Source organism: Priestia sp. SIMBA_032, from assembly GCF_046535215.1.
Classification (GTDB): domain Bacteria; phylum Bacillota; class Bacilli; order Bacillales; family Bacillaceae_H; genus Priestia; species Priestia aryabhattai.
Window position 1 is genome coordinate 1 of record NZ_JAWRXD010000141.1, and the last position, 454, is coordinate 454.

The window sequence follows — 454 nt, forward strand, 5'->3', positions numbered from 1 at the left end:
TACGAATCCGATTTCTTTATTACGTACGTGTGCAAGTTCTGTTTCAGACATGTTTGAAATGTTTTGACCAGCTAGTTCGTACGTACCTGTCGTCGGTTTATCTAAGCAACCGATAATGTTCATTAATGTTGATTTACCAGAACCAGAAGGTCCCATAATCGAAGTGAATTCTCCTTGGTTCAGTGTTACATCAATTCCGTGTAATATTTGAACGGACTCTGCACCATTTTGGAAGGATTTCGTGATGCCTTTTAAGTTAATCACTGGGCGACAACCTCCATACCATCTTTTAAGTCTTTTTCAGGCTTAGAGATAATTTCCTCTCCTTTTTTCACTCCAGAAACTTTTGCTTCGCTATCAGTCTCGAATTCAACAGTAACTGCTTGTTCTTTCGCTTTACCGTCTTTTACAACGAAGACAACATTTTTGTCACCTTTTTTCACGATACTGCTTT

Annotated in this window: 1 protein-coding gene and 1 pseudogene; both read right to left on the reverse strand. The window is 38.5% G+C overall.

Annotation, left to right across the window (positions count from 1 at the left end; translation table 11 throughout):
• Positions 1-264, reverse strand: a 264-nt coding sequence (locus SB717_RS33700; RefSeq protein WP_410907155.1) for an ATP-binding cassette domain-containing protein, incomplete at its 3' end; no start/stop codon positions are given.
• Positions 261-454: pseudogene (locus SB717_RS33705) on the reverse strand (efflux RND transporter periplasmic adaptor subunit); the annotation flags it as partial. The pseudogene SB717_RS33705 and the gene SB717_RS33700, both read right to left, overlap by 4 nt.